Genomic DNA, 21,589 nt, shown 5'->3' on the forward strand with positions numbered 1-21,589 from the left:
GCAGAACCATCGGCTTATGGGCGCTGGTAGACGGTTAGCTCTGCCACTGGGTACACCACAAGCCAATCTGTTTGACTGGCCTTAAGCTCAATTCGACTGGTTTTGTGCTTGAAAGGAATCGTATTGAGCACCAAACCACAACGGACGGCGTCGAGCACCGCGAGATCCCGACCAGACGCCGGCCGCGGGATCAACTACCCCCACCTGTACCCCGGTAGAGCTGTAGATGCAGGTCTAGGGGATTATGACTCTTTTACAGGGCGCAGCGTCCAAATAGGCCATTTTTGGATTTCGGTTAGCTGATCCTCATCTAAACGACTGGTGCAGTAGGCAAACTCTTCCGCATCACCGAGGAGAATTGCGCAGGAAGTCTCTACAAGAAGCGGCATGTCCACCTCATGCTTGATCGCTTTGTCCCTCAGGGACCGGATCCCAAATCGGTCATCCTGAGTGACTTTTTCTTCCCTGACGGCAATCTGCCACCGGTTTATCAGATGATGCGAGCGATCTCCTTCCTTTGACAGCAACCACTCATTGAGTGCAGAAGCTGCATCTAAAAACTCAGTCTTCCGCAGGTAAACAACATCGGCGGCATGAATAAGCTTGAGCACCGTAGCATTAGCACGAGAGCCAGCGCCGTTATATTCAAACACGTTGCTGTATGCCTCGACTAAACCGTCGAGGTGCAAATTAAGGATGAATGGAAGTTGTTCGGTCTCCATGAAGTCGTATGGAGTTACTCTTGTGAACTCAGCTTCACCTTCGTCATCCTCGAAACTTAATGCAAATTGTTGCTGTAGCTTTGGGTCGAACAAATCGTTGCACATCCATTTTTCTCCCTCACCATTTGGTAAGACGATGAGTTGAAGGTGCCAATTTCCTACTGGTTGTGCAATTCGCCCCATTTCATGATGGGCGCTACTGATGTCTCTTCCCTGGATCATTACGTCGTATAGGCCGACAATCTGACGCCGTCGCTTGTCGTCTAGGGCATCCATTTCAATCAGATTTGAGTTTACCCCCAATTCATCAAATAGGGTCACTAAAGTCTTGAGGTATTCAAAGTGTTCTTGTAAATCCTTAAGGTCAGAGTCTGAGTTGACCTCGAATTTGCTTTCAGTACCGTTTACTTTGAAGACCGCTGTTTCCATGCATGCAAGGTAGAACCCCAAGTCATTGAATCGTTCACGCAGCGTGGGGGCCATGACTAACGAAACAGTGCCAGAGGAGAGCAAATCCAGCGCAGGAGAGCCACCGTTGGCCGACGCGGGAGAGCCACCGTTAGCCGGCGCGGGAGAGGTGCCGTTGGCCGGCGCGGGAGAGGTACCGTCCGGGCCAGATAGCTGGATTTTTAGCCCTTCACTGAGTTGAAGCTCGAAAGTTCGATCGTTAACTCGGCGCCGGGTTGGGTGGGAAAATTTAAAGTCGCCACTAGCGACAATCAGGTCGGTCGGCTTGCTGACATATTCTTCCGGGACGATTGTAAAGACCTGATCGACGTACACCGATGCCCCGCCCGTGGTTTCGATAACGAGGCTGAAATCGTAGTTTCTGTGATTCAGGGTTATGGGAGCGTCTAAGTTCAGTTCTCCATCGGTGTAGAGCGTAATCCTACTCAGATCGCTTAGCTGGGTATAGTCGATTCGGGCATTAGGATTTTCGTTTGTGGTTTGTAAAGCGAGCTGAACAATCTTCTCTATTTTAGACGAATCGGAAGGCAGAGGCTTTGTCGGTATCGAAACTGACTTCCGCTTACCCATCTCTTTGATAAGCAACTGAATCTTGTACGGATTTAGCAAAATATAAGTCGGGTGTCTTTTGCCCGTTTTTGGATTTATGTGAACAACAAAGTAGAGAACACCGTGAGTCTTTAGGTATCCTTCGAGGTCAACTTTCTTGATTGAGAAGCTACGCGGGAGGTATTTTAACGCTCCCTCGAACTTCCTACCTTTAACTTGAACTCCGACGCGTCCCACAAAGTTTGAGTTAGCATGCGTTTCCAGTGACGAATGAATGTCAATGTGTCCATCGGTAAACGGGGTTCTATCCCCCCAGTCTAGATAAGGTTCTAGATGGGGACAGCTGGAGACCATATCTATTATTTGGGTGACGGCCTGAAGCTCAATGTTCATGGGGTTCGCCGCTTATCTGTTGGTGTTCTTGCGTGCGCATACTCGGTCTCCGTTGCAGGCGCGTACGACGGCGATGTGAACTCGCACTCTTCCTCTGACCTCTGACCACTGACCACTGACCCATCGTTCGATTCGAGTTCCAGCGGCAAAAGCCGCCCCTACTTCACGCAGTCTCAAACTTTCGTCCGTTGAGGAACGCCAGTTAGAGGTCCAGTCCGTGCGCCTTGCAATAACGTCCGCTTCCGCGTCGTAACCACGAGATCTGAGCTCCAGAATGAAGATGTGCATGGGAGGGGTGTTGGCCATATAGGGGTCAGCCAATGGACCGTTATATAAGCCGCCATTAGATAAGTATCCAACCCGCCACCGTTGTACCTGTCGAGCCCGCCACCAATGTTACCCGTCGAGCCCACCGCGGTTGTACCTGTCGGCGCCGCCACCGTTGTGCTTGTCGAGTCCACCGCCCGGGCCGCTGCTAAGCCCGCCTCCCGGTCCGGTGTACCTATTACGAGGCCACTTTTTGCTCATGTCAGCGATACTACTTCTGCTTTAGGCGCTTTAGCTAAGACCGCAGTGTTGAACTTCGTTGCCCGTCACTGCTCCTATCAGCACTTCGTTCCTACGCATGAACTCGGCTGTTGAAGTCGGTCGTGGGAGCAGATGCTCCAGGAAGACACATGTCATAAGGGGGTCGCCCACCGGGACGCTCCTCGCCGATCTGAGCAATGAGGAAAAGCCCCGATGAACACCGATTGCCGTCATTCCCGTAAGACCCGCCCGAGAAATTGCCCGGTGAAGGTGCCCTGAGCGTTACAGAGCCGGCATGCTCAGCGGATACCCGGGTTTCGACCACTCAACAAGAGTCCGGAGCCCACAGCGACGGACCCCGAACCCTCGGAGTCCTCAACAAGCGCGTCCATGTCGGCGACGGCCACATCGGCACAGACTGCGCTCTGCGATGATTCCGCGAAGCCTTCGCTGCCTGCACCCGGGGGCGGAATCCGTTGTCACACACTCGAGTAGCCGGTGGGTTCAATGCCTGATGCCTGCGACATCGCCGTGGAACCGACCGGCAGTGGCGCATCCGCTGCGACGGAGACTGAGACCGAGACCCGTCCGTTCATCCGTCCGTCAGACAGGGGAAGGCCCGCCCCCACGCAGGGAACGGTCCTTCCGCCTGTCGATGTGCTGCAGGAGTCAGCGCTGCACGGCGCCGTGCCGCTCGGCCGCGAGGGCCACGGCGGCATCACGGGCAGCACTGGCCTCGTCCGCCGTCAGGGTCCGGTCCGGAGCCCGGAAGCGCAGCGCGAAGGCCAGGGACTTCCGCCCCTCGGGGATGCCCTGTCCCATGTAGACGTCGAACAAGGCGACGTCCTCGAGGAGCTCACCGGCGCCCTCACGGAGGGTCTCGAGCACGTCACCCGCGACCACGGAGGATTCGACGACGAGCGCGACGTCCTGCGTGGCCGGCGGGTACGTGGACAGTGATCGCGCGACGATCACATCGGCCGCGGCCTCGAACAGCAGGTCCGCGGTGATCTCCAGGGCCACCGTGCGCGGCGGCAGGTCCTGTGCGGCGATCAGCTGGGGGTGCAGCTCACCCGCGTAGCCCAGCAGCTCCCCGCTGCGCAGCGTGAACTCCGCGGTGCGACCGGGGTGGAACGCCTGGTGGCTTCCCTGCCGGACGACGACGTCGACTCCGGTGACCTGTGCCATGAGCTGCACGACGTCGACCGCGTCCGCCCAGTCCCACGCCCGCGGGGTGACACCCGCCGACGGCGCCGTCTCGTGCCCCGTGAAGAGCGCGGCGACCATCAGCGGCTGGTCCGGTATCCCGGCGTACAGCGCGTCGAGGACGTCGTCGTCGGGCCTGATACCCAGCGGCGGGATGGACTCTGAGCCGAGGTCTCCCTCGGGCAGGAAGACCGATCCCGCCTCGAACAGGGCGAGGTCGCGGAAACCCCGCGAGGTGTTCCGCTTCGCCAGCTCGACGAGGCCGGGCAGGATCGACCGGCGGAGGAAGCCGCGTTCGGCGCTGAGCGGATTAGCAAGTTTCACCGACGCGGGAACCTTGCCCTCGTCCGGCGTGCCGAACACGGCGTTCGACGCCTCGCTGACGAACGGGTAGGAGAGCACCTCCGTGAGTCCCGCCGCCGCGAGGGCGTTCAGGAGACGGCGGCGCTGCTGCTGCACGCGCGTCAGGCCGCGGCCGGGCGGCGCGACCGGCAGGGACGACGGAATCGTGTCGTAGCCGAGGAGCCGGATGATCTCCTCGGTCAGGTCCTCGCGCGTCTCGAGGTCGCTGCGCCAGCTGGGCACGGTGACGCGGTAGCCGCCGCCGGCCTCCTCGACGGTCGCACCGAGGTCCGTGAGCGTGCCGCGGATCTCCTCGCCGCTGAAGTCGCGTCCGATGAGGCGGGCGGGGAAGTCGGCCGCGAGTTCGATGACCCGCGGTTCCGGTGCTCGCCCGACATCGGTGACGGCGTCGTCGACGGTTCCGCCGGCGAGCTCGAGGAGGAGTTCGACCGCGCGCTGCGCGGCGATGTCCGCCACGTGCCAGTCCACGCCGCGCTCGAAGCGCTTGGACGCCTCGGAGGGCAGCCGGTGGCGGCGCCGGGACCGGCCGATGCTGACGGCGTCGAAGTGTGCGGACTCGATGAGCACGTTCGCCGTGCCCGCCGAGACCTCCGTGGAGGCGCCGCCCATGACGCCTGCGATGCCGATGGGACCCGTGTCATCGGTGATGAGGAGGTCCTCGGCGTCGAGCGCGCGCTCCCGATCGTCGAGGGTCCGCAGGGTCTCGCCCGGGGCGGCGCGGCGCACCACGATGTCGCCCGACAGCGTGTCGAGATCGTAGAAGTGCAGGGGCTGACCGAGTTCGAGCATCACGTAGTTGGAGATGTCGACGACGAGCGAGATGGAGCGGATACCGGCGAGGCGCAGCCGGGCGGACATCCACGGCGGCGTGGGACGCGTGGGGTCGACACCGCGGACGGTCCGCGCCACGAAGCGGTCGCAGCCGGGCATGCCGTAGACGGGAGAGGCGTCCTCGAGCCGCACCGGGTAGCCGGTGCCCGAAGCGGGCGGCACGACGACGGCGGCGGCCGGATCGGTGAAGGCCGTCCCGGTGGCGTGTGCGTACTCGCGCGCGGTGCCCCGGATGGAGAAGCAGTACCCGCGGTCGGGGGTCACGTTGATCTCGGCGGCCTGGTCGTACAGGCCGAGCAGTTCCATGGCGTCGGTACCGACCTCGGGGTCGAGTCCGAGGGTCGACAGCACGAGGATGCCGTCGTGGTCGTCCCCGATGCCGAGTTCACGGACGGACGCGATCATGCCTGCGGACACGTGCCCGTACGTCTTGCGGGGGCTGATGCGGAAGTCGCCGGGCAGGACGGCGCCGGGCAGCGTGACGACCACCTTGTCACCGATGTCGAAGTTGTGGGCGCCACACACGATGCCCTGCACGCCCGACGGGTCGATGCCGTCGCCCGTCAGGGTCTGCTCGGCGCCCTCGGGCACCACGCGCACCTCGCACCAGTTGATCGTCTTGCCGTTGGACTGCGGTTCCTTGACGAGGCTGAGGACCTCGCCGACCACGATCGGGCCGGTCAGCTCGTCCGTGGGACGGTGGACGTCCTCTTCCTCCAGGCCCACTTTCACCAGTTCGGCCATCACGTCTTCCGCGGTCGCGTCCGCAGGCACGGCTGCGTACTCGCGCAGCCAGGACAGTGGGATTCTCACCTAGATCTCCATCCCGAAGTGTTCGCTGAAACGTACGTCGCCCTCGATCATGTCCCGCATGTCGATGACCTCGTTGCGGAACATGAGCGCCCGCTCGATCCCCATGCCGAAGGCGAACCCGGAGTAGACCTCCGGGTCGATGCCGGTGGCGCGCAGGACGTTGGGATTGACCATGCCGCAGCCGCCCCACTCGATCCAGCGCGGGCCGCCCTTGGCGCCCGGGTGCCAGATGTCGAGCTCCGCGCTCGGCTCCGTGAAGGGGAAGTAGTTGGGGCGCAGGCGCACCTTGGCGTCGTCGCCGAAGAGCTGCTGCGTGAAGTGCTCGAGCGTGCCCACGAGGTCCGCCATGGTGAGGCCCTTGTCGATGGCGAGGCCCTCGAACTGGTGGAACACCGGGGTGTGGGTGGCGTCGAGCTCGTCGGTGCGGAACACCTTGCCCGGGCACAGGACGTAGATCGGCAGGTCGCGCTCGAGCATCGAGCGGGCCTGGACCGGCGAGGTGTGCGTGCGCAGCACCAGGTGGGCCTCGGGCGGCTCGACGAAGAACGTGTCCTGCATCTCGCGTGCCGGGTGATCGGGCTTGAAGTTCAGGGCGTCGAAGTTGAACCATTCCGACTCGAGCTCGGGTCCTTCGGCGATCTCCCAGCCCATGCCCACGAAGACGTCGCTGACGCGTTCCTGCAGAGTCGACAGGGGGTGCCGCGCGCCGGTCCGGCGGCGGCGCGGGGCGGCGGTGACGTCCACGGCCTCCTCGACGAGGATGCGCGCGTCGCGCTCGGCCTCGAGCTCCACGGTGCGGGCGGCGAGCGCCTGGTTGATCCGCCCGCGGGCCGGGCCGATGTTCTTGCCCGCTGCCGACTTCTGGTCCTTCGGCAGGGCTCCGATGCCCCGGTTCGCGAGGCTCAGCAGCGACTTCTCGCCGGTGTGCGCGATCCGCACGGCCTTGAGGGCGTCGAGGTCGGCCGCGGAGGCGATGTCGGCGAGCGCGGCGTCGACGACGGCGGCGACCGACGCGGCGTCCAGCGGATCGGGGACCTGGGCATCGCGGGCGGTGGGCCCGGCGTGCTCTGGGGTTTCGGCCATGGGGTTGCGTACCTTGCACTCTCGAGGACGTGCGGCGGGCCGTTCGCTCGGACGGACCACGCCGTGGACAGGAAAACGCCGGGACGCAGCGGGGCGCACCGGCGTCTCAAGTCTAGGCGACGGGTTCGGCGGAGGAGCAACACCTCGTACGATGGCGGCATGAACCGGAGGCTCGTGCCGTTCCTCAACTGGATCAACCTGTCGACACCGTGCGGCCTGGCCGTGGCGGCTCTCTCCGGCTGCCGCGTCTCGCGCGGACCGTACGGCATCCTGCTCGCGGAGGGCTACCGCCGTCGCCTGCCGAAGGCACGGGCATTCACGGTGGGCAGCGTGGTCCTGCTGCGAGGCACCGCACCCTCCAGGGCTCCGGCGGCGTTCCTGCGGCTCCTCGAGCACGAGGCGCGCCACACCCGCCAGTACGCGGCGTGCCTCGGCCTGCCCTTCCTTCCGGCGTACGTGGTGGCCGCTGGCTATTCGCTCCTGCGGACGGGCGATCCGGCCTCGCGCAACCTCTTCGAACGCGGGGCAGGACTGCGCGACGGCGGCTATCGGGAGGGGCCGACGCGTCCGCTCGGGGCGGTGGTCAGGGTGTCGGTCAGAGCCTCGGTCGGCGCTGTGGCCGCCGCGGCTGGCCGTCTGCCCGGCCGGCGATGACGCCGGTCAGTGCTCCGCGCCGGCCGTGATCCGCGCGTCGACGCCGGTGGTCGCCGTCGTCGCCGCGATCGCGACGAGGGCCTCGGCCATCGCCTCGACCGCGAGGCCCGGCTGCCCGTGGGCGTCCGCCTGCCCGGTCGAGTAGGGCACATGGATGAACCCGCCGCGGGTCCCCTGCCGATCCGCCAGCAGGTCCATGAGGCCGTAGAAGAGGTGGTTGCACACGTAGGTGCCGGCCGTCTGCGAGACCTCGGCGGGGATGCCCAGCCCGGCCACGGCCTCAGCGCACGCCTTGACCGGCAGGGTGCTGAAGTACGCTGCCGGACCGCCCGCCACCACGGGTTCGTCGATGGGCTGGAGCCCGGCGTTGTCGGGGATGCGGGCGTCGTCGACGTTGATGGCCACGCGTTCCAGCGAGATCCGCTCGCGCCCGCCGGCCTGCCCGACGCACAGGACGATCCCGGGGTCGTACTGCCCGAGGGCGCCCTCCAGCACCTCGATGCTCCGGCCGAAGACGCACGGCACCTGGACGGCGACGGCCTCCAGACCCTGCCCGCCGAGCAGTTCGGCGGCGCGCTGCGCGGCCTGCCAGGACGGGTTGGTCGATTCTCCCCCGAAGGGTTCGAAGCCTGTCAGCAGGATCATGCCCCCAGCCTAGACGCCCCCGGAATCCCCGGTGACGGGATATTAGTACACGTGTTCTAATGGGTGCATGCGATGGGAAGGGCAGAAGATCACGGACGACGGCGGTGCGATGGCCGAGCAGCCGCTGGTGCCGCTCGCCGGGCTGGTCAGGACCGTGCGGACGCCCGACTTCGCCGGGATCACCTTCCACGAGGTCGCGGCGAAATCGGTGCTCAACCGCGTCCCGCCCACCTCGTCGATGCCCTTCTCCTGGACCGTCAATCCGTTCCGCGGCTGCTCCCATGCCTGCGTGTACTGCTTCGCGCGGAAGACCCACAGCTACCTGAACCTCGACACCGGCCTCGATTTCGACGCGCAGCTGGTCGTCAAGATCAATGCGGCGGAGGTTCTCGCCCGCGAGCTGGGCAGGCCCTCCTGGGGACGCGAGCACGTGGCCCTGGGCACCAACACGGACCCGTACCAGCGGGCCGAGGGACGCTACAGACTCATGCCGGGCATCATCTCGGCGCTCGCGGACTCGGGGACCCCGTTCTCGATCCTGACCAAGGGGACGCTGCTCGCACGTGACATCCCGCTCCTGAAGGCGGCGTCGCAGTCGGTAGGGATCGGGATGGGGATTTCCCTGGCGCTGGTGGACCCGGTACTCGCGGAGGCGATCGAACCCGGGACGCCGGCCCCGAAGGCCCGGCTCGCGCTCGTCTCCCGGCTCCGTGAGGCCGGCCTGCCGTGCGGTGTCATGGCCATGCCGGTCCTCCCCTGGCTCACCGACGGCGACGAGTCGCTCGACCAGCTGTTCGGCGCCCTGGCCGCGGCCGGCGCGACGGGCGTGACGGCGGGTCCCCTGCACCTGCGGCCCGGCTCCCGCGAGTGGTTCATGCAGTGGCTCGCCGCGCACCACCCGCGGCTCGTCCCGCGCTACGAGGACCTGTACCGCGGCGGCAGCTACGCGTCGAAGGAGTACCGGGACTGGCTCTCCGGACGGATCCGGATCTTCCGCCGGAAGCACGGCCTGGTGGCGGGCGCCGGCTTCTTCCGCAACCTGTCCGCGGAGGGACCGGTCGGAGCAACCGCCGCGCCTTCGTCCACCGCCCCGGTGCCGGATCCGGGGCAGGCCGCGCTGTTCTGAGGCACGGGCTTCAGGGCCGGGTTGTCGCAGGCCGGCCGGGTTGACGAAGGCCCGACCCGTCAGTGGTGAGCCTTCAGAGGGCTGTCGTGTCAGCGGGCCGGGCGGGGAGCCGTGACTGATCGCAGCGCGGTGAGGATGGGACGATCGGCGGGGATCCATGGCAGGTCGTCGAGCTCGTCGCCGGGGTGGAGCGGCAACCAGCGCAGGTCGTCGTGGTCCTGCAGCGGCTTCGCCTCCCCGACGGTGACCTCCGCCAGCCAGACGCGCATCGCTGCGCGTTCGTTGAGCGGCCATCCCTGCGGTCCCGGGCCGGTGATCTCGGCGCCGAGCATCGCGGTGACGCCCAGCTCCTCGTCGAGCTCCCGCAGCAGGGCGTCCTCGCAGTGCTCCCCCGCCTCCACCTTCCCGCCGGGGAACTCCCACATCCCGGCGAACTGCGGTGGCGCCGAGCGGCGGGCGACGAGCAGGCGGGTGGGCTGCTCGAGGGAGTCGACGACGGCCGCCCCCACGATCTGGAGGAGCTGGGGCGGAGAGGGTTGCGTCACCCGGCGATTCTATCGACGACGGCGCGCGCCGGAGACGTGCCCGAGGCCGCCTGGTGCATTCGGTAGCCGGCGATCGCCAGCCACCTCTCCTCCCGTGGTCCACCGGGGTTGTTCTTCGCCGGTGGTGCGGCGTCGTCGCCTACGCTTGAAGGGACGACGGCGTCCGTGTCGCCGTCCCACTCCGCACTCCTCGGAGGAGTCCCGGCGGCCGATCCTCCCGTTCCCGATCCAGCCGCAAGGACCCCCATGACTGCCTCCCCTCCCCCTTCGCCATCGAACCGGCTGACCGGCCGACCGCTCTTCCTGGCCATCGGGTCTCTCGCGGTGGGCGGGTTCGCGATCGGCACCACCGAGTTCACCATCATGGGCCTGCTGGAGGAGATGCGGGCGGATCTCGGCGTGGACTACGCGCAGGGCGGGCACGTGATCTCCGCGTACGCCCTCGGCGTCGTGGTGGGCGCGCCGGTCCTCGCCACCCTGGGGGCGAAGAAACCGCAGCGCACCGTCGCCCTGGCGCTCATGCTGCTCATCACGCTCGCCAACCTGTCCTCCTTCTTCGCGTCCGGTTTCGGCTGGATGCTGGCTTCGCGGTTCCTCTCCGGCCTCCCGCACGGCGCGTACTTCGGTGTCGCCGCCGTCCTCGCCGCGTCCCTCGCGGACCCCGCGCGTCGGGGGCGGGCCATCTCCATGGTCATGCTGGGCCTGAGCATCGCCAACGTGGTGGGCGTCCCGTTCGCCACCTGGCTCGGCCAGCAGTTCGGCTGGCGCTCCATGTTCCTGCTCGTGGGCCTCATCGGCGCGGTGACGCTCGTCCTGGTCCGCACCTTCGTCCCGGACGTCCCGGTGCGGCCCGGGGCGAGCATCCGCAAGGAGCTCGGGGCCCTGCGCCGCCCGCAGCTCTGGATGACCCTGCTCATCGGGATCGTGGGCTTCGGCGGCTTCTTCGCGGTCTACTCGTACATCGCGCCGACCATGACCGAGGTGGCGGGCGTCAGCGCGTCGCTCCTGCCGCTCGTCGTCGCCCTGTACGGCCTGGGCATGGTGGTCGGGAACGTCGTCGGCGGGCGCCTCGCGGACCGTTCCATCATGGGCAGCATCTACGGCGTCATGGGTGTCATCGCGGTGGTCCTCCTGCTGTTCCCTTTCGCGGCGACCCTCCCCTGGACCGCCTGTCTCTTCGTCTTCCTGGTCGGGACGAGCGGGTCGGCGCTCATCCCGCCGCTGCAGGCGCGCCTGCTGGATGTCTCGCCGGGGGCGCCGTCGCTCGCGTCCTCCATGAACCACTCGTCGCTGAACCTGGCGAACGCGCTGGGCGCGGCACTGGGCGGTGCCGTGATCGCTGCGGGCTGGGGCTTCACGGCGCCCGCCCTGGTGGGGGCGGGCCTGGCGATCCTGGGGCTCGGCGTCGCCCTGCTCAGCGGCGCGATGGACCGGCGCAGGAGGACCGATGGCGGGGCCGGGCGCGGCGACGGGACGACCGAGTCGGCCGGGCGGGCGGGGTCAGCGGGTCCGCTGCGCGCGGGCTGAGGCGTACAGGCAGACCGTGGCGGCGGTTCCGACGTTGAGGGACTCCGCGCTGCCGTAGATGGGCACCGCGACCCGCGCGTCCGCGGCGGCGGTGACGTCCTCCGGCAGGCCCTGGGCCTCGTTGCCGAAGAGCCAGGCACCGGCGTCCTCGAGGCGCACCGGCTCACGGCCATCCGGGCCGACGGCGTCCGCGTGCGCGTCCTGCGGCGAGGACGAGGCAGCGAGACTGCGCTGCGCGCTGGCGTCCTGCAGGTCGTCGAGGCTGGTGCTGCCATAGCCGTCGGCGGCGAGGACGGTCATGCCGGCGGCCCGGAGGCGGTCCGGAAGCCCCTCGAGTTCGACGCCGAGCACGAGCGGCAGGTGGAAGAGCGAACCGACCGTGGACCGGACGGTCTTCGGGTTGTAGGGGTCCACGCTCGCGCCGGTCAGGATCACGGCGCCGGCGCCCGCGGAGTCCGCCGCCCGGATGATGGTGCCCGCATTCCCCGGGTCGCGCACCTCCACGAGGACGGCGACGAGGCGCGGCGCGGAGGAGAGCACGGCGTCGAGAGGGACGTCCACGAACCGGCACACCGCGATGAAACCCTGGGGCGTGACGGTCGAGGACATGGCCGCGAGGACGTCGGCGGTGGCGAGCCTCACGGCCGGGACGCCGTCCTGCCCTGCCAGCTCCGCGACGTCCGTGTGGCGTTCGAGCGCCTCCGCCGTGGCGTACACGTCGACGACGACGCCCCCCTCCCCTGCCTCGTGGCGCGCGAGATGCAGGCGCAGGGCCTCCCGGACGGCCTGCGGGCCTTCCGCCAGGAACTCCCGCCGCCTTAACCGCGACGGACGCCCGGCCAGGCGTGCCACCTCCTTCACCCGGTCAGCGTGGGTGTTGGTCATCAGTGGCGCCTGGGGGCGTCCGTTCACGGTCATGATGTCCCGGTGTGCGGGCCCGAGGGCCCGCAACATCCGATACGCCTAGGCCGAAGCCTTGAGCGGTGCCGAGGTGTCCGCCGGCAGGGCGTCCTTGGCGATCTGCACGAGGGCCGCGAAGGCCGCACCGTCGGTGACGGCAAGATCGGCGAGCATGCGGCGGTCGACCTGGATCTCGGCGGCCTTGAGGCCCTGGATCAGGCGGTTGTAGGTCAGGCCGTTGGCGCGGGACGCAGCGTTGATGCGCTGGATCCACAGGCGACGGAAGTCGCCCTTGCGCTTGCGGCGGTCACCGTAGCTGTAGACGAACGAGTGGAGCAGCTGCTCCTTCGCCTTGCGGTACAGGCGCGAACGCTGGCCGCGGTAGCCCTTGGCGCGCTCGAGGATGACCCGACGCTTCTTGTGGGCATTGACTGCCCGTTTCACACGTGCCACGTGCGTACTCCTTTGGTTCGTCTCCGGTCACGGCGAGGGCCGTGAGCGCTGCACCGTGGGTGCCGGCGCTTTCCCGGGGAGGGTGGGTGGTTAGATGCCCAGCATCTTCTTGATGGTCTTGGTGTCGGCCTTCGCGACGATCTGGTCGCTCGCGAGGCGCCGCGTCACGGTCGAGGACTTGTGCTCGAGGTAGTGGCGGCGGTTGGCCTGCTGGCGCTTGAGCTTGCCGCTGCCGGTCAGCTTGAAGCGCTTCTTGGCGCCACTGTGGGTCTTCATCTTCGGCATGGGAACCGATCTCCTTTGGATAGCCGGGGCGGGTGCACCGGGCGTTCGGCACCCGAGGGTGCCTGCTGGTTTCGAACGTGCCCGAAGGACAGGGCCGGAGCCCTAGTCCGTGCTTCCGGGCTTGGGGCGGCTGGTCGGGCTCTTGGTCGGAGCCGTTCTGCCGGCTGGCTTGGGGGTCGCCGTCGGCCTCGGCGCGCCGGGCTTCGGCATGGCGGCGGCCGGCTTGGGAGCCGCTGCTGCCGGCTTCGGCGCAGGCGCCGCCGCCGGGCGGGGAGCCGGGCTGGCTTCCGCCGTCGTCGGCGCGGGCGCCGAGGAACGGGAGGGCGCGGGTCGCTCGGCGGCGGGCCTGGACGACGTCGACCGGGGGGCCGACGACGTGCGGGCCGGGGCGGCCTGGCGGACCGGGGCGGCCTGACGGACGGGCGGGGCCTGGCGCACCGGTGCGGCCGGAGCCTCGGTGGTCGCCGGAGCGGCCTCGGCAGCGGCAGGGGCTTCCTGGACAGGAGCAGCCTGGACGGGAGCCTCGGGCTCGGTCCTGATCTCGAAGCCCTCGGGCAGCAGATCCGCGAGGGACTGCGTGAGCGGTGCGCCGCTGGACCCGGAGGTGTCGACCCGCTGGACCTCGCCACCCGACTTCGCGACCTCGTTCGCGGCCTTCGCCTCCGCGCGCTGGGTCTCCCGGCGCGCTTCGGCCTTGGCTTCGGCCTTGTTCTTCGTGGGGCCGATCACCATCACCATGTTGCGTCCGTCGATCCGGGGTGAGGATTCGACGATGCCGACCTCGGCGACGTCGTCCGCGAACTTCTGGAGCAGACGGATGCCCATCTCGGGCCGCTGCTGCTCGCGTCCGCGGAACTGGATCATGGCCTTGACCTTGTCACCGGCACCGAGGAAGCGCATGGCGTGCCCGCGCTTGGTCTCGTAGTCGTGCGTGTCGATCTTGAGGCGGAAGCGGATCTCCTTCAGGACCGTGTTGGTCTGGTTCTTCCGCGCCTCGCGGGCCTTGACGGCCGCTTCGTACTTGTACTTACCAAAATCCATGAGCTTGGCGACCGGAGGCTTTGCCTGCGGTGCCACCTCGACCAGATCGAGGTCGGACTCGGCGGCAAGTCGGAGCGCGTCCTCGATACGGACGATCCCTACCTGTTCGCCGGCAGGTCCGACCAACCGCACCTCGGGAACGCGGATACGATCGTTGATTCTTGGCTCGCTAATGTGTGACTCCTGTGGATTCTCGAGCTGAAACCGCCTGCGGACGAAAGAAGGCCTCCCATCGCATGCGCAATCGGAGGCCTCGGTGACCGGTCGTCGGTGATCGGCGGAAGCCTGAGCCTCCTGCACGATCAGTGACAGTACCGACCAGGAACCCGGCTACCTGCAATGCGACCTGAGGTCGCACCAGGCAAACGCGGGTGGGAGAGGACTCCGCTTGCAGACCGGCGCCGAGCCTGCTCGAAGAGCACAGCAGCTAACGGCGACCGGTTGGTCTATGCCAAGCTTACCAGTATGGACACGCCACACGACAACCCGCAGCAGACCCCCGCCGGAGGACCGGCCGGGGTCTCCCGCCGCAGCTTCTCCGAGGAGCAGGACCACGGCCACAGTAGGCCGGACGAGGCCGAGGAGGGCGTCCGGCAGCAGATGCGGGACATCTCGGAGGTGGCGGCCGTGGAGGTCATCGTGACCTCGGCGGTGCACCTCATGAGCGCGGCCGCCGTGAAGTGCGGACTCGGACACGAGGAGAACGCGGACCAGCTGAAGGACCTCGACGAGGCGCGGAAGCTGATCACCGCGCTGGCCGGCTTCGTCACGGCAGCAGCCCCGGAGATCGGGTCCCAGCACGCGGGGCCGTTGCGGGACGGGCTCCGCTCGCTGCAGCTCGCTTTCCGGGAGGCCTCGATCATCCCGGATGCGCCCGGCCAGGGCCCCGGGGAGAAGTACACGGGCCCCGTCAACTGACACCGTCGGCCCCAACCGTCAGGACGGACGACGGCCCGCACCCTCCCGGGTGCGGGCCGTCTTCGTATCACGGAGGCAGGGCGCCGGCCGGGCGCCTAGCGCGAGGCGCGAGCCCGGTCCGCCGCCGTCGGCCGGGTGCCCAGGTCGCGAGCCATGAACCCGGCGACCCCGACGAGCGCCGCCACGACGCCCACGGCGGTGAAGCCGCCCCACGGCCCGACGGCGTCGATGAGGACCCCGGCGATCGGCGCGCCGAGCGCGACGCCGGACGTCAGCGCCGAACCGTACCAGCCCATCGCCTCACCGCGGCGCTCCTCCGTGACGAGGTCGGCGACCTTCTCGGAGGCGGCGGAGAGGACCGGTGCGCAGAGCAGGCCCGCCGGGATGGACAGCAGGGCCAGCGACAGCGTGGTCTCGGCGAATCCCATGGGGAGGGTCAGCAGCGCCATGCCGAGCAGGAGCAGCGACGGCGGGACCGGCCGGTGCAGCGCTCCGTAGAGGAGGCCGCCGACCACCGAGGCCGCGCACCATGCCACGAACACGAGGCCGAGCTGGCCCTCGTTGCCGGCGTGTTCGAGTGCGGCGACGATGCCCACCTCCGATCCCGAGAGGACGAGCCCCGCCCCCGCGGCGGTGACCATGACCATCGCCAGCGGCACGGTGAACCAAGGGAAGACCTTCCGCACTCCCCTGCGCAGCAGCGAACCGGCGTGGTGCTCCTCGGAGCCGGCGTTCCGGGCGCCGATCAGGTCGGCCGCGGCCTCGTTGATCCCGGCCGGCGCAGAGGCGGCGACCGTGACGGCGTCCGGCAGCTGGTCCGACCGCGTGGGCGGGTTGAACCACAGGAGGAACAGGCCCGCCGAGGCGGTGGCGATCCCGACCAGCGTCAGGCCCAGCACCGTGGACACCTGGGTGGCCAGGACGACCCCCACCGCGGGACCGGCCATGAAGATGACCTCGGTGGAGATGGCGTCGAGGGTGAAGGCGGTGCGCCGCCGGTCCCCGTCCACGAGGACGCCGAGCGCCTGGCGGATCACGGAGAACGCCGGCAGGGTGAAGAGTCCGCCGACCAGCGCCGCGACGAGCAGCCACTGGTAGGACAGGTGGGGGGCGACCGACCAGATGACGGCCTCGGCGACGATCGAGGGGACGAGGGCGCGGCGCAGCCCGGCACTGTCGATCCGCCTGCCGCGCCATGGGGCGCCGACGGCGATACCGATCGTGACGACGGCGGCGACGGCGCCCGCCTCCGCGTAGCCGCGGTCGAGGGTCTGGACGACGTGCAGGGTGAGCAGCACCCCGGCCGCCGAGTGCGGGAAGCGGGCGATCATCCCGACGAGGAGCAGTGTCCGGACGGGGCGCATGCGCAGCAGGTCGCGGTATACGGCGAAGTTCACTTTTCGTCTTTCTGGCCGACGACGCGGTCAGCGGGTGAGTTTGATGTCGAGCGAGTCGACGCGTTCCACGAAGTCGGTGAGGCCCAGGAGCGTCCCGCGGAAGGAGTCGACGACGTCGCGCACCTCCTCGGGGGACAGGCCCGGGCGGAGCTGCAGGTCCATCCGGAGCTCGGGGCCCGGTCCCCCACCGGAGGCAATGCTACCGCCGGCCGTCCGGGTCAGCACCCCGCCCGCGGGCCGCAGCCCGACCGCGAGGATGTCCTCCTGCCGGCGAACCGCCTGCTCGACGAGCGACGCGACCGCGGGGTCCTCGTAGGACGGCGTCCAGGGGACCTGCTGGGCGAGGGCCCAGACGGCAGGACGCCGGAGCACGAACGTGAGGTCGGCCCCCGGGTCGAGCACCATCAGCTGCGCCCCGTCGGCAGCAGCGGCGAGGGCGGCCCGCGACGCGTAGGCGGCAACGGGACGCGCGTCCTCGTGCCAGCGGGCCAGGGCCGCGGTGGAGGAGAAGACCGGCAGGGCCGTGCGGCCGTCCGGCCCCGTGAGGGTGACGAGCGCCATCTCGGCCTCCTTGTCGGAGTGCAGGCCGGTGGGGGCGTCCCCCGGTTCGCTGAGCCGGGCGACGATCGGGATGAACACCCTGGCCGTCGCCAGGGCTCCGAAGACCGCCCGCTCGGCATCGCCGGGCCCGCCCGCGGGTGCGAGGAGCCCGGTCAGGGCCGCAGCGAGCCGGGGGTCGCCCGCGCCGTCGTCGTCGTCGAACGCGTGCAGCGGGTTCTCCGGGCCGGAGAGGTCGCGGCCGGCCCAGGGCTGCCCGGCGGAATCCGCCGTGTTGCCGGCGAGGGCCGCCGCGATGTGGGCGGGGAGCTGCCGGCCGCTCACGCGTCCCAGGCGGGCAGTCCTGCCACGTCCAGGGCCTGCGGCAGGGTGAACGCCCCGGCGTAGAGGGCCTTTCCGACGATCGCGCCCTCGAGCCCGAGGGGAACGAGTTCGCGGAGGGCGGCGATGTCGTCGAGGCTGGAGATGCCCCCGGAGGCGACGACGGGGCGGGTGGTCTTCGCCAGCACGTCCTTCAGGAGTTCGAGGTTCGGTCCCCTGAGCGTGCCGTCCTTCGTCACGTCCGTGACGACGTAACGTGCGCAGCCGGCGTCCTCGAGGCGCTGGAGGACCTCCCACAGGTCGCCACCCTCCTCCGTCCAGCCGCGTGCCGCGAGCGTCGTCCCGCGGACATCGAGCCCGACGGCGATGGCGTCCCCGTAGCGGGCGATCACCCGCTCCGTCCATTCGGGGTTCTCGAGCGCCGCGGTGCCCAGGTTGACGCGCGTCGCGCCGAGCTCCAGGGCCGCCTCCAGCGACGCGTCGTCGCGGATGCCCCCGGAGAGTTCCACCTTGATGTCGAGGTCCTTCACCACGCGCTCGAGCAGGTCCCTGTTGGATCCGCGACCGAAGGCGGCGTCGAGGTCCACGAGGTGCACCCACTCGGCGCCGGCGTCCTGCCAGGCGCGGGCGGCGTCCACGGGGTCCCCGTAGCCGGTCTCGCTGCCCGCCTCGCCCTGCACCAGGCGGACGGCCTGGCCGTCGGCGACGTCGACGGCAGGAAGGAGCTCGAGGGTGGGAGATTCGGCGAAGGGGCTCATGTCTGCTGGCTGCTTTCGTACGGGCGGCGGGGCCGCGGTGGAGGAGCGGTGGAGAGGCGGTGGGAGAGGCGGAGGGGGCTGACCGCGCCGGTTCAGTCGGTCAGCGTGAACAGGTAGGCGGCCACGAGCGACAGTCCGGCGAGGGCGAGGAAGGCGATCCACACCCAGCGCGGGAACTCCTGTCCGCGCAGGGAGAAGGCGCCGCCGATGAGGAGCCCGGCCACGCCCATGAGCACGAGGCTCACCATCGGGTCACCGCAGCCCGTCGATCCAGTTGCGCAGGAGCTGGGCCCCCGCGTCGCCGGACTTCTCGGGGTGGAACTGGGTGGCGCTGAGCGGACCGTTCTCGACGGCTGCGATGAACGGGCCGCCGTGGTGGGACCAGGTGACCTGCGGCGGCTTCATGGCCGGCTGCGTGACGTCGAAGGACCAGTCCTGGACGCCGTAGGAGTGCACGAAGTAGAACCGTTCGTCGCCGATGCCGTCGAACAGGACGGTGTCCTCGGGCGGCTCGACGGTGTTCCAGCCCATATGGGGCACGACGTCGGCCTGCAGCCGCTCCACGGTTCCGGGCCACTCGCCCATGCCCGGCGTGCGCACGCCGTGCTCCACGCCCTCGTCGAACAGCACCTGCAGGCCCACGCAGATCCCGAGGACGGGGCGTCCACCGGCGACGCGGCGTCCGATCATCCGGAGGGCGTCGACGTCCTTGAGGCCCTTCATGACGGCGGCGAAGGCACCGACGCCGGGGACGAGGAGCCCGTCGGCGTTCAGGACATCGTCCGGCTTGGCGCTGAGGACGACGTCGGCGCCCACGTGTTCGAGGGCACGCACCACGGAGCGGACGTTGCCCGATCCGTAGTCGAGGACGGTGACGGTGCGGGCGGTCACAGCGCTCCCTTCGTGGACGGGATTCCCTCGACGCGCGGGTCCGGTTCGACGGCGGCGCGGAGCGCCCGGGCGAGGGCCTTGAACTGGGCCTCGACGATGTGGTGCGGGTCGCGGCCGCCGAGGACGGTGACGTGCAGGCAGATCTGTGCGTGCAGGGCGAGGGCTTCGAAGACGTGGCGCGTCAGCGATCCCGTGAAGTGTCCGCCGATGAGGTGGTACTCCTGGCCGGCCGGCTCCCCGCCGTGGACGAGGAACGGGCGTCCCGAGATGTCGACGACGGCGTTGGCCAGCGCCTCGTCCAGCGGGACCGTGGCCTCGCCGAAGCGCCGAATCCCGGCCTTCGTGCCGAGGGCGAGGCGCAGTGCCTCGCCGATCGCGATGGCCGTGTCCTCCACGGTGTGGTGGACGTCGATGTGCGTGTCGCCGGAGGACTTGATGGTCATGTCGATGAGTGAGTGCTTCGACAGGGCCGTGAGCATGTGGTCGTAGAACGGCACCGTGGTGTCGATCGAGGAGATCCCCGTGCCGTCGAGGTCGAGCTCGACGAGGACATCGGACTCGCTGGTGACGCGCTCTATGCGGGCCGTGCGGCCGCGGGCGGCATCAACTGTCATGGCTTCTTCCTTCTGTGCGCGTCATTCGGGCACGGATCGACGTGGGACCAGGGCGGATGGCGCATGCCACCTCGCGGTCCTGCCCTTCAATTCTAGGTGCACCCGCCCGGGCCGTCCGCCCGTCACCGCGCCCGGGCGCCGCCCGGCGGTCCGAACCGCTCCTCCGCGGTCAGGGCGGACGCACCCACGTAGCGGCTCAGCCACTCGTGCAAGGCGACGGGTTCGCGCAGGAGCGCGTCGATGCCCGAGGACGCGGAGGCGACATCCACCCAGGCGGGCCGCCGGACGCGGTGGTTGACCTCGATGCCCTTCCAGCGCAGCAGGTCCGCCCGGGGGTGGTCCGCCGGGTACCCGCGCGGCACCCGCTTCAGCGGTTCGGCGCGGCCGGGGCGGAGCATCATCCCGCCTCCGGTGATCGCCCTGATCGCGGCGACCAGGGCGGGGCCGGACACGGCGTCGGCCACCGCGGACCTGAAGCGGGCGAGCTGGTCGGCTGCGGGCAGCGGCAGGCCGGTGGCGACCAGCAGGCCGAGGCTGCTCACGCGGATGAACGCGCCCACGCCGTCGGGCCGATCGGCGACCGCGCCGATGAAGGTCTTGTACGGGGGGCTGTCCGCCCGGAATCTGAGGTCGTTGTGCGGGCGGTAGATCCGCCACTCCGTGAAGACCGTCAGGGCCGCGCACACCGCGGTGAAGACCGGGCGGACACCGTCCTCGTACAGGCGTCGTTCACGGGCCCAGAAGTCGCGGGAGTTGTCCGCCTCCAGCCGCGCGAAGAACGACTGCGCCTCGTCGAAGATCGGACGCTCCATGCGACACATGATGGGCGATGCCCGCAGGTGGCGCAAGACCCGGAAGGGCTCCCCCGCACGGGGTGCGGCGCGGGCGTCAGAGCAGGGTCGCCAGCGCTTCCAGGAAAGCCGTCGTCTCCTCCTCGGTGCCCGCGGTCACCCGCAGGGAGCCGGGGATACCGACGTCGCGGATGAGGACCCCGGCGTCGAGCAGTCCCTGCCAGACGCGATGCGGGTCCTCGAGGCCGGAGAAGAACACGAAATTGGCGTCCGATGGGGCCGGAGCGAGACCGAGGCCCTCGAGCTCGCGCACGATGCGGTCCCGCTGCACCTTGATCGCCTCGACGTTCGCCAGCAGCGTGTCCGCGTGGGTGAGGGCTGCGTTCGCGGCGGCCTGGGTGATGGCGGACAGGTGGTAGGGCAGCCGGACAAGACGCAGGGCGTCGGTGACCTCCTGCGCGGCCGCGAGGTAGCCGATCCGCGCGCCGGCGAGGGCGAACGCCTTGCTCATGGTCCGCGAAACGAGCAGCCGCGGGCGTCCCGGAAGGAGGGTGAGGGCGCTCTCCGTGCCCTCCTGGGCGAACTCCCCGTAGGCCTCGTCCACGATGATGATCGCGCGGGCGTCCTCGCCGGCCGCGTAGGCCGCCTCCACCACGTCGAGGCCGAGCGCCGTGCCGGTCGGGTTGTTCGGTGAGCAGAGGAACACGATGTTCGCGCCCGATTCCCGGACGGCGCGCGCGGTGTCCTCCGGCGTCATCGCGTAGGCGGCGCCGCGGTCGGCGGTGATGTAGCGCGTCCCGGTGCCGCTCGCGAGCAGAGGGTACATGGAGTAGGTGGGCGGGAAGCCGATGGCGGTGCGCCCGGGACCACCGAACGCCTGGAGGACCTGCTGGAGCACCTCGTTGGAGCCGTTGGCGGCCCACAGCTGGTCGGGCGTGAGGCCGTGCCCGAGATACCCGGCGAGGTTCTTCCGGAGCTGGGTGAATTCGCGGTCGGGGTAACGGTTGAGCCCCCGGGTCGCCTCGGCGACAGCCTCGACGATGGCCGCGTGGACGTCCGCCGGCACGCCATGGGTGTTCTCGTTGACGTTGAGCAGGATCGGGACGTCCAGCTGGGGAGCACCGTAGGGGTGCAGCCCGACGAGATCGTCACGCAGGGGAAGGTTGGCGAGGGCGTCGACGGAGGAGGGCACCCGTCGAGTTTAAGGGA

22 protein-coding genes are annotated in these 21,589 nt (G+C 68.9%); 4 read left to right on the forward strand and 18 right to left on the reverse strand.

Annotated features, from left to right (window positions below; genetic code table 11):
• Positions 1-242: 242 nt before the first annotated feature.
• The 3 genes from ACX80P_RS04395 to pheS form a co-directional block, all read right to left on the reverse strand.
• Complete coding sequence (locus ACX80P_RS04395) at positions 243-2,132, reverse strand: hypothetical protein (RefSeq protein WP_459276840.1); 1,890 nt, start codon at positions 2,130-2,132, stop codon at positions 243-245.
• Positions 2,133-3,329: 1,197 nt separating this feature from the next.
• Entirely contained in the window at positions 3,330-5,873 is a 2,544-nt protein-coding gene (gene pheT / locus ACX80P_RS04400; RefSeq protein ID WP_459276841.1) for a phenylalanine--tRNA ligase subunit beta, read from the reverse strand.
• Positions 5,874-6,956, reverse strand: coding sequence for a phenylalanine--tRNA ligase subunit alpha (gene pheS, locus ACX80P_RS04405; RefSeq protein ID WP_459276842.1), 1,083 nt, complete (start codon positions 6,954-6,956; stop codon positions 5,874-5,876).
• A gap of 159 nt (positions 6,957-7,115) precedes the next feature.
• Here pheS and ACX80P_RS04410 point away from each other — a divergent pair, with 159 nt between their 5' ends.
• Positions 7,116-7,610: an eCIS core domain-containing protein gene (locus ACX80P_RS04410; RefSeq protein WP_459276843.1), complete on the forward strand. Its 495-nt coding sequence runs from the start codon at positions 7,116-7,118 to the stop codon at positions 7,608-7,610.
• Positions 7,611-7,616: 6 nt separating this feature from the next.
• Here ACX80P_RS04410 and pcp read toward each other — a convergent pair whose 3' ends face one another.
• Positions 7,617-8,255 carry a pyroglutamyl-peptidase I gene (gene pcp, locus ACX80P_RS04415; protein WP_459276844.1) on the reverse strand — a complete coding sequence of 213 codons (639 nt, stop codon included), beginning with the start codon at positions 8,253-8,255 and terminating at the stop codon, positions 7,617-7,619.
• 67 nt (positions 8,256-8,322) lie between these two features.
• Between pcp and ACX80P_RS04420 the strand changes: the two genes are divergently transcribed.
• The gene (locus ACX80P_RS04420) at positions 8,323-9,381 is read left to right on the forward strand and encodes an Rv2578c family radical SAM protein (protein WP_459276845.1); all 1,059 of its coding nucleotides are present in this window, start codon (positions 8,323-8,325) and stop codon (positions 9,379-9,381) included.
• 89 nt (positions 9,382-9,470) lie between these two features.
• Here ACX80P_RS04420 and ACX80P_RS04425 read toward each other — a convergent pair whose 3' ends face one another.
• Together ACX80P_RS04425 and ACX80P_RS04430 are read right to left on the reverse strand one after the other, a co-directional pair.
• Positions 9,471-9,926 (reverse strand): (deoxy)nucleoside triphosphate pyrophosphohydrolase, encoded by a 456-nt coding sequence (locus ACX80P_RS04425; protein WP_459276846.1) that lies wholly within the window; start codon positions 9,924-9,926, stop codon positions 9,471-9,473.
• A complete protein-coding gene (locus tag ACX80P_RS04430) occupies positions 9,923-10,174 on the reverse strand; it encodes a hypothetical protein (protein WP_459276847.1) in 252 nt (83 codons plus the stop codon). The genes ACX80P_RS04425 and ACX80P_RS04430 overlap by 4 nt, the downstream gene beginning before the upstream one ends.
• Here ACX80P_RS04430 and ACX80P_RS04435 point away from each other — a divergent pair.
• Positions 10,173-11,453, forward strand: a complete 1,281-nt coding sequence (locus tag ACX80P_RS04435; RefSeq protein ID WP_459276848.1) for an MFS transporter — start codon at positions 10,173-10,175, stop codon at positions 11,451-11,453. The two genes, ACX80P_RS04430 and ACX80P_RS04435, sit on opposite strands and share 2 nt — an antisense overlap.
• Here ACX80P_RS04435 and ACX80P_RS04440 read toward each other — a convergent pair.
• The 4 genes from ACX80P_RS04440 to infC all read right to left on the reverse strand — a co-directional run bounded on the left by ACX80P_RS04440 (position 11,427) and on the right by infC (position 14,264).
• Positions 11,427-12,371: a TrmH family RNA methyltransferase gene (locus tag ACX80P_RS04440; RefSeq protein WP_459277488.1), complete on the reverse strand. Its 945-nt coding sequence runs from the start codon at positions 12,369-12,371 to the stop codon at positions 11,427-11,429. The genes ACX80P_RS04435 and ACX80P_RS04440 overlap by 27 nt on opposite strands.
• Positions 12,372-12,416: 45 nt before the next feature.
• The gene (rplT, locus tag ACX80P_RS04445) at positions 12,417-12,806 is read right to left on the reverse strand and encodes a 50S ribosomal protein L20 (RefSeq protein ID WP_043447574.1); all 390 of its coding nucleotides are present in this window, start codon (positions 12,804-12,806) and stop codon (positions 12,417-12,419) included.
• A 90-nt stretch (positions 12,807-12,896) separates the two neighbouring features.
• Positions 12,897-13,091 carry a 50S ribosomal protein L35 gene (rpmI, locus tag ACX80P_RS04450; protein ID WP_459276849.1) on the reverse strand — a complete coding sequence of 65 codons (195 nt, stop codon included), beginning with the start codon at positions 13,089-13,091 and terminating at the stop codon, positions 12,897-12,899.
• A 102-nt stretch (positions 13,092-13,193) separates the two neighbouring features.
• Positions 13,194-14,264 (reverse strand): translation initiation factor IF-3, encoded by a 1,071-nt coding sequence (gene infC / locus ACX80P_RS04455; RefSeq protein ID WP_459276850.1) that lies wholly within the window; start codon positions 14,262-14,264, stop codon positions 13,194-13,196.
• Positions 14,265-14,597: 333 nt separating this feature from the next.
• Here infC and ACX80P_RS04460 point away from each other — a divergent pair, with 333 nt between their 5' ends.
• Entirely contained in the window at positions 14,598-15,050 is a 453-nt protein-coding gene (locus ACX80P_RS04460; protein ID WP_459276851.1) for a DUF1844 domain-containing protein, read from the forward strand.
• Positions 15,051-15,145: 95 nt separating this feature from the next.
• On the opposite strand, the gene ACX80P_RS04465 is transcribed toward ACX80P_RS04460, so the two are convergent.
• From ACX80P_RS04465 to ACX80P_RS04500, 8 genes are all read right to left on the reverse strand, one after another.
• Positions 15,146-16,447 (reverse strand): MFS transporter, encoded by a 1,302-nt coding sequence (locus tag ACX80P_RS04465; protein ID WP_459276852.1) that lies wholly within the window; start codon positions 16,445-16,447, stop codon positions 15,146-15,148.
• A gap of 27 nt (positions 16,448-16,474) precedes the next feature.
• Positions 16,475-17,329, reverse strand: coding sequence for an SseB family protein (locus ACX80P_RS04470; protein WP_459276853.1), 855 nt, complete (start codon positions 17,327-17,329; stop codon positions 16,475-16,477).
• A complete protein-coding gene (gene priA / locus ACX80P_RS04475) occupies positions 17,326-18,084 on the reverse strand; it encodes a bifunctional 1-(5-phosphoribosyl)-5-((5-phosphoribosylamino)methylideneamino)imidazole-4-carboxamide isomerase/phosphoribosylanthranilate isomerase PriA (RefSeq protein ID WP_459276854.1) in 759 nt (252 codons plus the stop codon). Before priA ends, ACX80P_RS04470 begins: the two co-directional genes overlap by 4 nt.
• 92 nt (positions 18,085-18,176) lie before the next feature.
• Entirely contained in the window at positions 18,177-18,332 is a 156-nt protein-coding gene (locus ACX80P_RS04480) for a CG2302 family histidine operon protein (protein WP_459276855.1), read from the reverse strand.
• A gap of 4 nt (positions 18,333-18,336) precedes the next feature.
• A complete protein-coding gene (gene hisH, locus ACX80P_RS04485; protein WP_459276856.1) occupies positions 18,337-18,975 on the reverse strand; it encodes an imidazole glycerol phosphate synthase subunit HisH in 639 nt (212 codons plus the stop codon).
• The gene (gene hisB, locus ACX80P_RS04490) at positions 18,972-19,589 is read right to left on the reverse strand and encodes an imidazoleglycerol-phosphate dehydratase HisB (RefSeq protein WP_459276857.1); all 618 of its coding nucleotides are present in this window, start codon (positions 19,587-19,589) and stop codon (positions 18,972-18,974) included. The genes hisH and hisB overlap by 4 nt, the downstream gene beginning before the upstream one ends.
• Before the next feature lie 122 nt (positions 19,590-19,711).
• On the reverse strand, positions 19,712-20,401 hold the full coding sequence (locus ACX80P_RS04495; protein ID WP_459276858.1) for a DUF2461 family protein: 690 nt from the start codon (positions 20,399-20,401) through the stop codon (positions 19,712-19,714).
• 76 nt (positions 20,402-20,477) lie between these two features.
• Positions 20,478-21,572, reverse strand: coding sequence for a histidinol-phosphate transaminase (locus tag ACX80P_RS04500; protein ID WP_459276859.1), 1,095 nt, complete (start codon positions 21,570-21,572; stop codon positions 20,478-20,480).
• Between the last annotated feature and the right edge of the window lie 17 nt (positions 21,573-21,589).

Source organism: Arthrobacter arabinosi (genome assembly GCF_054511115.1).

Bases quoted from the DNA above. Each gene is read 5' to 3' on its own strand.
- ACX80P_RS04395 (WP_459276840.1), bottom strand. From the start codon at position 2,132: ATGAACATTGAGCTTCAGGCCGTCACCCAAATAATAGATATGGTCTCC.
- pheS (WP_459276842.1), bottom strand. From the start codon at position 6,956: ATGGCCGAAACCCCAGAGCACGCCGGGCCCACCGCCCGCGATGCCCAG.
- ACX80P_RS04410 (WP_459276843.1), top strand. From the start codon at position 7,116: ATGAACCGGAGGCTCGTGCCGTTCCTCAACTGGATCAACCTGTCGACA.
- pcp (WP_459276844.1), bottom strand. From the start codon at position 8,255: ATGATCCTGCTGACAGGCTTCGAACCCTTCGGGGGAGAATCGACCAAC.
- ACX80P_RS04420 (WP_459276845.1), top strand. From the start codon at position 8,323: ATGCGATGGGAAGGGCAGAAGATCACGGACGACGGCGGTGCGATGGCC.
- ACX80P_RS04435 (WP_459276848.1), top strand. From the start codon at position 10,173: ATGACTGCCTCCCCTCCCCCTTCGCCATCGAACCGGCTGACCGGCCGA.
- ACX80P_RS04430 (WP_459276847.1), bottom strand. From the start codon at position 10,174: ATGGGGGTCCTTGCGGCTGGATCGGGAACGGGAGGATCGGCCGCCGGG.
- ACX80P_RS04440 (WP_459277488.1), bottom strand. From the start codon at position 12,371: ATGACCGTGAACGGACGCCCCCAGGCGCCACTGATGACCAACACCCAC.
- rpmI (WP_459276849.1), bottom strand. From the start codon at position 13,091: ATGCCGAAGATGAAGACCCACAGTGGCGCCAAGAAGCGCTTCAAGCTG.
- ACX80P_RS04460 (WP_459276851.1), top strand. From the start codon at position 14,598: ATGGACACGCCACACGACAACCCGCAGCAGACCCCCGCCGGAGGACCG.
- priA (WP_459276854.1), bottom strand. From the start codon at position 18,084: ATGAGCCCCTTCGCCGAATCTCCCACCCTCGAGCTCCTTCCTGCCGTC.
- ACX80P_RS04480 (WP_459276855.1), bottom strand. From the start codon at position 18,332: ATGGTGAGCCTCGTGCTCATGGGCGTGGCCGGGCTCCTCATCGGCGGC.
- hisB (WP_459276857.1), bottom strand. From the start codon at position 19,589: ATGACAGTTGATGCCGCCCGCGGCCGCACGGCCCGCATAGAGCGCGTC.
- ACX80P_RS04495 (WP_459276858.1), bottom strand. From the start codon at position 20,401: ATGGAGCGTCCGATCTTCGACGAGGCGCAGTCGTTCTTCGCGCGGCTG.